Genomic DNA, 11,124 nt, shown 5'->3' with positions numbered 1-11,124 from the left:
CTAGTTTACTCAACACTCTTGATTTTTGCCTTTTAAATTTTAACTTAGAATCAAGCAACAATGATAATTAAATTGTGGAAAGTATGGTTGGAAATCATGCCTAGACGGTATGGTAAAACTGATAAAGATTACTACTCATTGAAATACCACTCGCGAAGCATAGTATTGTTATCAATTGTGGTGATTCTGTCCATTAGTATTAGCGCCACCGCCATCACTAGTTACAAGATTGTTAAGGGATTGTTGCTTGATAGTCTTAAAGAACAAGTACTATTAAAAACACACCAAGGTCAAAATGATATTGATAATTGGTTAGCCATTCGGAAGACAGAAATTAAGACTTTGGCAAATTCTCCAGTGGTGCGATCGCTAGATTGGTCTGTGATGGAACCTTACTTGCAGTCTGAGGTGAAGCGGCTGCAAACGTTTTTGCTCATGGCTTTGATCACACCAGATGGTGCATTAATTAATACTCAAGGGGGTCGTCCCAATGTTAAAGATCGGGAATTTTTTCGGCGGAGTATGGCGGGTGAAACGGTAGCCGCCGATCCAATTATTGGCCGCACAAGCAATCGGTTACAGGTTCAGATTAGTTCGCCAATTTTTGCCAAAACAGGCACAAAACCAGCAAGTGTGTTAATGGGAGGGATTAAAGTTAATCGTGTAGTTGAGGTAATCAGCAATTTACATCAAGGTAAAGGTAGCTATGCCTTTGCACTGAATTCTCAAGGAGTTCCCATTGCCCATCCCAATATAGAACTAATCGGCACACCCGAAAAAGCCGCCCAAAGTTTCCTCAATTCACCCAATCCCAGGTTAGTTGAAATTACTCAACAAATGGTGGCTAAACGCACAAATATTAAATTAACTCAATTGGATGGTAGATGGAGCTATGTTGCTTACACACCCCTCAGAGAGGCAAATTGGTCAGTAGCGTTGATTGTGCCACAAGAAAATATTGAATCGCCATTGCAGGCGTTGAACCTGTTAGCGACGGTTTTGGGAGGATTGCTGGTGGTGGGGTTGATCGGTGCATGGCGACAGGTGCAACTATATGAACAGATTCGCGATCGCGCCTTGGTTTCTAGCCAGCAGGCGCAGCAACTCAGCAAAACCTTGAAAGAACTGCAAAATACCCAATCTCAACTCATCCAAACCGAAAAAATGTCTAGTCTAGGACAATTAGTTGCTGGGGTGGCACACGAAATCAATAATCCTGCCAACTTTATTCATGCCAACCTCAACCATGCCAATGAATACAGCCAAGGCATCCTCGATTTACTAAAGCTTTATGAACAAACCTACCCAAATCCTACACCCGAAATTCGCGATCGCGCTCAAGACCTTGATATTGAGTTTCTGGCAGAAGATTTACCCAAGCTAATGGCATCAATGCAAGTGGGAACTAAGCGGATTCGTGAAATTGTGCTGTCACTGCGTAATTTCTCGCGCCTTGATGAAGCAGATATGAAATCTGTAGATATTCATGAAGGATTAGACAACACTCTGATGATTCTGAACCGTCGCCTCACAGCCACACCCAATCTACCAGAAATTCAGATCGTGAAGAAATACGGTGATTTACCACTAGTAGAATGCTATGCCGGGCAACTGAATCAGGTGTTTATGAATGTTCTGGTAAATGCAATCGATGCATTGGAAGAAGCTAGCCAAAAACGGAGTATTGAAGAACTTAAAACCAACCCTAATCAAATTAAGATCCAAACCCAAATTGACAAATCAAGTAATTACGCGATGGTTCAAATTTATGATAATGGTATTGGGATGTGCGACGATGTGAAGCATCGGGTATTTGACCACATGTTTACTACAAAACCTGTGGGCAAAGGAATCGGATTAGGAATGGCGATCGCCTATCAAATTATTGTAGATAAACATGCAGGAACTATTGAAGTTGATTCTACCCCAGGATATGGCACAGAGTTTACCATCCGTATTCCTTTAACAAGGAAAAATTAAATAATTCGTAATTCGTAATTCGTAATTCGTAATTAAGTTTTGTGACGGGGATTTAGACCCCGACCCAAAACTTGCCGGTTATTGAACCGGGGGACTTAAACCCACGGACTTTGTTAAAAATTACTGATAAAAATATTTTTCCAAATATTCATTTTGGCTAATTGCTAAACTCATACTTAGAGGCGATATACTTTAAGAAAGTTGATTTGGAAATTCCATCTCCTACATAAGCTGTTGTGATTAGAGTTTGCACATTGAGGCGGCAGGGGAGCAGGGTGCAGGGAGCAAGGGAGAGGATTTACAGGTTTTGCCTAATCATGCTTGTGATGCAATTTGCAGGCGCAACAGCTTATAATCATTGCTACATCAATTCTCTGAGGTGATATGCTTCTAAAACTGCAACAAATCGTTGTCAAACCTGGTCAACAAATGTTGCTCCAAGATATTAGTTGGCAGCAGTTAGAAAATATTTTAACAGAAATGGGAGAAAGGCGTGCCGCACGTATTTCTTATAGTCATGGCTGGTTAGAAATTATGGTTCCCCTACCAGAACACGAAAAAGATAAAGAACTTATTGGTGATTTAGTCAAAATCTTGTTAGAAATACTCCAAATTGATTTTGAGCCTTTTGGTTCCACAACACTAAAAAATGAGAGAATGGGGCAAGCAGTAGAACCAGATACCAGTTTTTATATTCAAAATCAAGCTGCGATAATTGGAAAAAATCGCATTGATTTAAATATAGATTCACCACCAGATTTAGCAATCGAAATTGATATTACTTCTCGCACTAGATTTGATAATTATGAAATTTTAGGAGTTCCTGAACTTTGGCGACATACACAACAAGGGTTAGAAATTTTATTATTACAAGACAGAAAGTATATTAAATCTCAATCTAGTCCTAATTTTCCTAATATTCCAATTGTTGAATTAGTCAATGAGTATGTTCAGCAGTGTTTAACAATTGGTAGAAGTCAAGCTATGCGTAATTTTCGAGATTGGGTCAAGAATAATTTATAACCATTTATCATAAATTAAAGGGTTTAAGAACCGGCAATCTACATGTAGCACCCATTTCAGTTGGGGTTTGTCTTGAGAAATCGCTCCATTTGGGATGCATCCCAAGACCGCGTTTCTCGCTAAATCCCCGTCTGAAATATCTTGAATTTTGAATTTTGAATTTTGAATTGTTAACTGTACGCCTTAATTCAGGAAGCTCTCGGCAGATTATGATAGAAATCTAAGGCTTTCTGAGAAAGGCGATCGCTCATGACTACTGAGACAAATCCAGCAGCCATTGTGGACTGGGAACCCCCCATGCCACCTACAGATTTAATTTTTGATGATGGTGAACCCTTGGAATCAAATCGCCACCGCATTGCTATGAATGTGTTGATTCGGTCATTGCAACAAGCTTGGGCTGACCGCAATGATTTCTTCACTGGGGGCAATATGTTTATTTACTACAGCAGTACCCAAGTTCGTAACCGTGATTTCCGAGGCCCAGATTTCTTTGCAGTGCTAAATGTTGACGGCAATAACTCAAGACAAGGCTGGGTAGTCTGGGAAGAAAATGGTCGTTATCCTGATGTAATCGTGGAATTAATGTCACCATCTACAGCAGCAATAGACAAGGGTCTTAAGAAAAATCTTTATGAGCAAACTTTCCGTACCTCAGATTATTTTGTTTATGATCCCTTTGATCCTAATTCTTTGCAAGGGTGGCATTTGGATGATAATCAGCAGTATCAACCTTTGACCCCAAACGATCGCGGATGGCTATGGTCTAAGCGTTTAGGTTTATGGTTGGGGACGATTGAGGGAACAATAGATAGAGAAACGGCAATATGGTTGCGGTTTTATGATGTGGCTGGCAATTTAGTTTTGTTACCAGAAGAGGCTGCAATTGCACAGGCAGAAGCCGCAGCTATACAGGTAGAAGCCGCAGTTGCACAGGTTGAAGTAGCAGTTGCACAAGCAGAAGTAGCAGTTGCACAGGCGGCTCGTTTAGCGGCTAGATTAAGAGAACTAGGGGAAAATCCAGATATCTTGTGAGAGATTTGGGCTTTTTTGATGAAAATTATAGATCGCAAAGTTCCGATAAATCATCACAAAGACGCGATAAATCGCCGTCAACACGAAAGGCTGATTATTGTAAAGACGGCGATTCATCGCGTCTCTTGCCTTAACCGAACGTGAATTCAATATCTACCCAATTTGCTCAATCAAAAAACCTCTAAGAAGGTTTTACTACGCAAAACTGTCCCTCTCCGACTCGGAGAGGGACAGACTTGAACTTTAGTTCAAGGCAGGGAGAGGTTCGTTGAACTCACGTTAACCGAACAGTATTGGGTGGTTTAGTACCGCTTTGCGGTACGCGTCCTAATGAACTTCCCCTAACTCGTTTCCTGAATTTGCAAACGAATAGTGTGTTCAGTCGCACCACTAAGTTGCAATTCCATAATTTCACCACCCAGAGGTTCCAAGCAAGTTAGGAGCGATCGCAAGTTAGGTGTACTTGCCCCAGTATCTACATATAATCGATCTGCTAAATTCCCGATGCGTTTCCAAGTCATGTACAATTTAGCGATCGTTTGTTCAATTTGCGATGCTTGATTGACCAAATCAGCAGCAATGCTCAAACAGCCGACTCTTTGCGCTTCTTCTAAGGCTGTTTCAATATCAACATCTTCCTTCGTCAGCGCTTGAACTTGAGCCGCCCCTTTGAGATATTTCGCCAAGTTACGCGCTTCGGTAGTTACCTGTTTCAAGGTATCCACATCGGGATTGGCAGCTATTTCCTTTTGAATAAACTTTTGGTGTGATTCTGGCAGTTTTTCCATTTCCTTCACCAGAGGGGCGATGTAGCGCGGAGGAAGGGTGTTATCTGCGGCTTTTTCTTTAACTGCTTCAGGTAATAAATCTGAGGACATGGCTGTCCATTCATCGCTGAGTTGACGGACTTCGCGCCTAGTGATGCGATCGCCTTTTTGGGCGGCTTCACTCACCATCTGTTGCACTTCTGGGGATGCTTTGGAGGTTTCAACAAATGCCCGTTTGCTGAAATTGTTCACAGAACCGGGGTCAAGTTTACCATCTTCAATCAAAGTATCGGCACTATTCGCCAATTGAATCCAAGCATAAGCTTGACTTTTGCTGATTTCCCGCTCTTTTAGCCATCGCAGAAAGCCAGTACCGCGTCCGTCACCACCTACTTTTTCTCTGTCGCGGATCGCCCGTAAAATTCGCCCCCGCCAGATTTCAGTTTGCAAATCAAAGCGATCGCATACCTGCCAAGCTATTTCTAGCTGCTGTTGAAAATCTGACTCTAGAATCTGTTCATCTTCTGGATCGGGCAGTTCAAAGCTGATATCGGCTGGCTGTAGTAGGGCAGCAGCAAGGTCGTTAATGGAGTCGGTGTCTTGCACGATTGATGACTAACTAGTGGATGCGATCGGCTTATTATGCCACAATCTGTGGACTCCCACTTAAGGGGGAGTACGGTATTTTGAGTTACAACAAATATAGTAAGAAGGGGTAAACCACCTTTGTAAAGTCTTTAATTAATCAGAGACAATAAAACAGGAGTCAGAATTCAGAATTCAGAATTGGTGAATACTCTACCCATAAAGGGATAGAGTTTTAAGGCGAGAATATTTTAATTTCTTTCGCCCCTGGTGGGCGAAAGCGCGTAGCGGGACGTACCCCTACGGGGATCTTGCTACGCGGTAGCGTCTCTAAGAGTTGTACGGTTTTAACCAATATTCATTACCCACTCGTACAGAATTCATACTGAATTCTGACTCCTGAATTCTGAATTCTTCTTATAAAAATAAAACGATGAACCAGGTAGATTACCTCCGCATTAGCTTAATCGATCGCTGCAATTTTCGTTGTCAGTACTGTATGCCAGAGGGAGTAGAACTGGACTATATTCTTAAGCAACAGTTATTGAGTGATGAAGAACTACTCACCTTAATTCAAGAGGTATTTATTCCAGTCGGCTTTACCCGATTTCGTTTGACTGGGGGTGAACCCTTATTACGTCCGGGGGTGGTGGATTTGGTAAGTGCGATCGCAACTCTCCCCCAAACTCAAGATATCTCAATGACTACCAACGGTTTTTTGCTGGCTCCGATGGCACAAAACCTGTACAATGCTGGTTTGCGACGAATTAATATTAGCCTGGACTCTCTTGATCCCGACATTTTTGATCAAATTATTGGTAATCAGGGGCGCTCTCGTTGGCAACAAGTTTGGCATGGTATTCAAGCTGCCCATCAGGTCGGATTCGACCCCCTGAAGCTAAATGTAGTGGTGATTCCTGGCGTTAATGACCACGAAGTTCTCGATTTAGCCGCCCTGACAATTGATAAACAGTGGCACGTTAGATTTATTGAGTTTATGCCCATTGGTAATGTGCATTTATTTGGCGATCGCGGTTGGGTATCTTCAGCCGATTTACGAGAACGCATTCGCGATCGCTGGGGCTTGACAGAATCTCAAGTTCGTGGTGCTGGCCCTGCTGATGTTTTTCAAATTCCTGGTGCGAAGGGGACACTAGGATTTATTAGTCAGATGTCGGAATGTTTTTGCGATCGTTGTAACCGGATGCGCCTGAGTGCTGATGGCTGGCTGCGTCCCTGTTTATTGAATGAAACTGGTCAAATAGATTTAAAAACTGCCCTGCGTTCTGGTGTCAGCACCGCTAAATTACAAGAGCAAGTTAGACATTTACTCGGAATCAAGTCAGAAATTAACTTTAAAGGGCGCGATTCTGGCGTTACAGGTACATATACCCGCACCATGTCGCAAATTGGAGGTTAGTCATTGGTCATTTGTCCTTTGCAAATAACTAAGGACAAATGACTAAGGACAAATGACTATTACGCTTGTCGTGAGTAGTATTCCACCACAAGTAGTTCATTAACTTGTAATGCCACCCATTCGCGCTCAATAACGCTGTTGACTTTACCAACCAACTTATTTTTGTCAAACTCCAAATGACTGGGGAGGTTTGCCAAACCGGGATATTGCAAGTTAGCTTCCACCAACTTCCTAGATTGTGCCCGATCCCTAACCGCAATTACTTCACCAGGACGGCATTGGTAGCTGGCAATATTCACTACACGACCGTTAACAGTTACGTGACCGTGATTTACCAGTTGACGAGCTGCGGGGATAGTCGGGGCTATACCCAAGCGGAAAACGGTATTATCCAAGCGCATTTCTAGCAATTGCAGTAGCACTTGTCCGGTAGAACCAGTAACCCGTCTGGCTTTCCGTACATAGCGGAGCAATTGCTTTTCAGTCAAACCGTAGTTGAAGCGGAGCTTTTGCTTTTCTTCTAGACGGATGGCATACTCAGAGCGCTTTTTGCGGTTCTGACCATGCATACCAGGCGGGTAAGCTCGTCTAGCGCTTTTACGAGTCAATCCTGGTAAGTCGCCCAAGCGACGGACAATTCTGAGGCGTGGCCCTCTATATCGGGACATGAGTTTCCTTAATCTAATCCTGTTTAAACTTTACTCAGACATTCCATTTTGACATTCCACCGATTAAAAATCAGGGGATTCTTGGTTTTTTGAGACTGCTTGCCTTGGTATGACGTATCCTACCAATGTAGAGGCATCTTTTTTGCGCCAGTTGTTTAATTCGGCAAAGCCGACGTACTAGCATCCAAGCTTGAATTCCGACGTGCCCCGCCGTACTCCTGCCAATAAGTTTTTTGTGTTTATTTAGTTTCGTAGGCTACTCAATCATCAGATTGGTTTACGCAGTATTCTTACTCTGAAATACTTTTTACGTTGCCTACTTATCTTTCAAACAGTTATATTAACACAACTTTCGACATAATTAATTATGTCTATACTTTACTACCGCCGAAATTCTTCGATTACAGAGGATTTTTAAGAGATTTGAGTTAGCATAACTTTGGGTGTTTGGAGAATTGGCAATATCAATGAGCAAAAAAGTGGTTAATAAAGCTAAGAACAAACAAAGCAATTCCACCTCTAGGATTTTAATAGTACCAGTTTTGGCTGTAGCTGGATGGTTGACAACAATCTTGCCTAATGTGGCTGTTGCTGCCTCTTACACTAATGATTATAGTGTCTGTGCCACTGGACTTTTAAGCGTGGGTGTCACGGCAGAAGCGGCATCACCAGCTTGTGCAAAGGCACTGCGTCCCAGGGATTTGGCTGCTTGCGTGGTTAAAATTGAGAAGAAGACCCAAATTGCCGCGACAGATGCGCTTTCTTCTTGTGGGAAAGCCCGCCGTCCTGAGGAGTTAGCTACATGTGTAGTTGGGGTCAGTTCTAGTACTAAGGAAGCAGTTAATCCTGCTGCTTTAGATTACTGTGGTCGTAGTTTATTGCCCGTGCGTTTTGGTCAGTGTGTGGTTGGTTTGCGTAGTAAAATCGACCTTCCCCCTACTCAGGCATTGGATACTTGTATCGATGCTAGCGACAGTGTTATCGGCGCTTCATCTACACCTGGAACTTTAATTCCTGCGGGGTCAAGTCCGAGTATCGAGACTACGCCATTTCCAACGCAACCAGTTGTGCCAACGCAGCCGCGCACTAATTAAATTACAGTCTTTTGTAATTGATTGAGGCGATCCTAAACAAGGGGCTTAAGCCCCTTGTTAAAGACAGACAAATTTCCGCTACATTAAATTAGTACAACACGGCGTAAATAAACTACCAATTCAAAATCAATGAAACGCTTACGCTGTATTCATTTTAAATTTTGAATTTTGAATTTTGAATTCCGCCTTGCGCTACTAGTCTTCTCTTTCGCCAAAAACTGTTTGTAAAATGACTGCAATCCCGCCATCTTGGTGATATTTATCTGCCCAGGCACGGATAACTTCATCTAATTCTTCCATAGCCTGCTCCATTTTTTCTGGGAGGATATCAAGTTCTTCCAGTAAGCGCATGGCGTTTCGTTGCCGTTCTGCCCAATTTTTCATCATGCGAAAATACCGAGCGGTATCTTCTACCAGGATGTTAGTGCGTTCTTGATCGTCTGCTGGGGTGTAAGAAAGACGGGTAAGTGCGTAGAAGGGCATTCCCCAAGGAGAATCAATGCGCGTTACTGTTCCTGAGTAAAGCAGACGGCGCTTAATATGCTCACCCAAAGCTTCACTTAAAGGCATTTGGTGTTCGAGTGGTAAGTCTTCTTGCGATCGCTTGTGCAAAAACTCGATCAAATCCAGAAACTCAAAGGAGCTAACTAACTGGGCATCAGGTAGATTACTTGGTAGTTTCTGCTCTATCTGTCTTTTTTCTTCGCTTGTCAGACTGGTACCAGGAACGCGCGATCGCCCCGGTTGCCAAGGATATTTTTCTAGCCAGACATAAGGCAATTGAATTAGATAGCGGGGTTCATCAGAACCCAGCATTTTTAACAGCTTGCCTTCTGTTAATGCCTGTCTGACTTCTTCTACAATAATTTTTACTCGTTTCGGCTCCAAGTGATGCAGATGCCCTGTCATTCGCAGGTTTTGTCCCTGCTCTAGATAGGTCATGTAAATTGCACACTTTGCTGCTGTTGCGGCTGCGTCTAAGAATGCCCCATGCCTGTGCCCACTCGTCCGCATGGCACTAAAAGCCAGATAAAGCATGATCTGATCCATCGCACTGGGGCCAAGACGTTTGATCAGATCTATGTCGTTACTCATATTACAGACAATTGAATAGCACGTTTACAAATTTTTAATCGAGTGAAAATAGGTAGTATACACCTGGCTGAAGGCTGTCTTTGCTTCAGATTATATTAGTATGCGATAACGATGATATCGGTGGTAGCACAAACTACAATTCTCGCATATTTTCTGGTACAAAAGCAGATTCGCTAGTTGTGACTATAACTGTCTCTGCATCTAACCGGAAAATTACAGACACCACCAAATCAAGCTTAACGGCGGTTGATCTCCCAAAAGTCAACTATGTTGCAATTAATCTACAAAGCTTTTCAGTTTTCTGGATTTTTTTCATCTTTTAAGAGCAACAATCTCAAGCGGCTTACACCTAATTATGGCACTATGCCGACTCGGAGTAAAAACTAGTTTGTGCAGTTTATCTGGGATATCTGTTACTAGTAAAAGATGGATTTTTCAGCTTTGGCGAATTATTTGTAGTACACAGGTTACTAAAAATAATTGGGAGTGGTCTAAAAATGAATCGTTTACCAGGTGTAGCCATATTTAGAAGTTGAGCCACATAGCTCTTTGTGAACTATCATACCGTTCACAACCTCCAGTGATGTCTCGGCAGGATCAGCCGTTGGGTTGAGGGAAAATAATAGACATCAAGTAGAGCAAATAATTCCAATTTCAAAATACCTGTTGTTTTTCAAATATTGTTCCTCATCATATCACTATTTTTTGCTTTCTGGATAAAATCATGTGTTCTGGATTTCATAAGTGACGCTATTTAAATACTTTCTATTCTGACTAAATCAAGGTTTGATGATATTGTCATATTTCCTCCTAAATTTAAGTCTGGTCTATCTTTTTGAACGGATAATCTGACACAAAAAGCTGCGATTAATTTCGACTGAATCGCGTAGCTACAAGGCTTTGTTGCTCGTGCTAGGAACCGAAAGATTAGTTACTAGTCATACATATAATAAAACATCTTAGATTCCATAAGATGATTATTTAGAAACTTTTTCTCAATGAATTTATATTTTTTTCATGAAAGAATTTTAAATTTTCATGATTTAACTAATTCATTGTCTACTTTTAAGTATGTTTTCACCTCGCTATTTTATATATTTGAGAGACTTAAATTACGTAGATAGTTTGTTGCTAGAAAAGCGAGATAAGCTTTTTCTGGGGTATTTGAGCGATACCTACGGTGGGCTACGCCTACGCAGACTGCATTAACTAGTAAAGAACGACAGAAATAAAGATACCATTTCACCAAACACAAGAGCATAGAAATGAGAAAATTTTAATTCCGCATTACTTGCAGGGGTTTTCGTAGTATAGAAATACTGGTTGTTTCAATGGCATCTCCAGGTTGAAAAAACAGTTCATTCTAAACATTTTTGCTACTTCTGGATCTCCTAGTTCCAAAATGTGAATGGTGTTGACTCCTTGTAAATCTCCTTTCTGAGCAAGTACTCGTACTC

10 protein-coding genes are annotated in these 11,124 nt (G+C 41.9%); 6 read left to right on the top strand and 4 right to left on the bottom strand.

Annotated features, from left to right (window positions below; genetic code table 11):
• Positions 1–96: 96 nt before the first annotated feature.
• The 3 genes from V7K76_RS05300 (at position 97) to V7K76_RS05290 (ending at position 4,038) form a co-directional block, all read left to right on the top strand.
• Positions 97–1,980, top strand: a complete 1,884-nt coding sequence (locus tag V7K76_RS05300) for a sensor histidine kinase (RefSeq protein ID WP_334774881.1) — start codon at positions 97–99, stop codon at positions 1,978–1,980.
• Between the two features lie 384 nt (positions 1,981–2,364).
• Positions 2,365–3,003, top strand: a complete 639-nt coding sequence (locus V7K76_RS05295) for a Uma2 family endonuclease (RefSeq protein ID WP_334774882.1) — start codon at positions 2,365–2,367, stop codon at positions 3,001–3,003.
• A 249-nt stretch (positions 3,004–3,252) separates the two neighbouring features.
• Positions 3,253–4,038: a Uma2 family endonuclease gene (locus tag V7K76_RS05290; RefSeq protein ID WP_334774883.1), complete on the top strand. Its 786-nt coding sequence runs from the start codon at positions 3,253–3,255 to the stop codon at positions 4,036–4,038.
• Here V7K76_RS05290 and V7K76_RS05285 read toward each other — a convergent pair.
• Together V7K76_RS05285 and V7K76_RS05280 are read right to left on the bottom strand one after the other, a co-directional pair.
• Positions 4,012–4,155 carry a hypothetical protein gene (locus V7K76_RS05285; protein ID WP_334953832.1) on the bottom strand — a complete coding sequence of 48 codons (144 nt, stop codon included), beginning with the start codon at positions 4,153–4,155 and terminating at the stop codon, positions 4,012–4,014. The genes V7K76_RS05290 and V7K76_RS05285 overlap by 27 nt on opposite strands.
• 224 nt (positions 4,156–4,379) lie before the next feature.
• On the bottom strand, positions 4,380–5,411 hold the full coding sequence (locus V7K76_RS05280) for a hypothetical protein (RefSeq protein WP_292719938.1): 1,032 nt from the start codon (positions 5,409–5,411) through the stop codon (positions 4,380–4,382).
• Positions 5,412–5,823: 412 nt separating this feature from the next.
• Between V7K76_RS05280 and moaA the strand changes: the two genes are divergently transcribed.
• Positions 5,824–6,810, top strand: a complete 987-nt coding sequence (gene moaA / locus V7K76_RS05275; protein WP_334774885.1) for a GTP 3',8-cyclase MoaA — start codon at positions 5,824–5,826, stop codon at positions 6,808–6,810.
• A gap of 59 nt (positions 6,811–6,869) precedes the next feature.
• Here the strand turns inward: moaA and rpsD are convergent, their stop codons facing one another.
• The gene (gene rpsD / locus V7K76_RS05270) at positions 6,870–7,478 is read right to left on the bottom strand and encodes a 30S ribosomal protein S4 (protein WP_094349733.1); all 609 of its coding nucleotides are present in this window, start codon (positions 7,476–7,478) and stop codon (positions 6,870–6,872) included.
• 467 nt (positions 7,479–7,945) lie between these two features.
• Between rpsD and V7K76_RS05265 the strand changes: the two genes are divergently transcribed.
• On the top strand, positions 7,946–8,572 hold the full coding sequence (locus tag V7K76_RS05265) for a hypothetical protein (RefSeq protein ID WP_334774886.1): 627 nt from the start codon (positions 7,946–7,948) through the stop codon (positions 8,570–8,572).
• Between the two features lie 195 nt (positions 8,573–8,767).
• Here the strand turns inward: V7K76_RS05265 and hetR are convergent, their stop codons facing one another.
• A complete protein-coding gene (hetR, locus tag V7K76_RS05260) occupies positions 8,768–9,667 on the bottom strand; it encodes a heterocyst differentiation master regulator HetR (RefSeq protein ID WP_334774887.1) in 900 nt (299 codons plus the stop codon).
• Positions 9,668–9,747: 80 nt separating this feature from the next.
• On the opposite strand from hetR, the gene V7K76_RS05255 reads away from it, so the two are divergent.
• A complete protein-coding gene (locus V7K76_RS05255; protein WP_334774888.1) occupies positions 9,748–9,990 on the top strand; it encodes a hypothetical protein in 243 nt (80 codons plus the stop codon).
• The last annotated feature ends 1,134 nt before the right edge of the window (positions 9,991–11,124 follow it).

Source organism: Nostoc sp., from assembly GCF_036917975.1.
GTDB lineage: Bacteria > Cyanobacteriota > Cyanobacteriia > Cyanobacteriales > Nostocaceae > Nostoc.
This window is presented reverse-complemented; position numbering and strand designations above follow the sequence as displayed.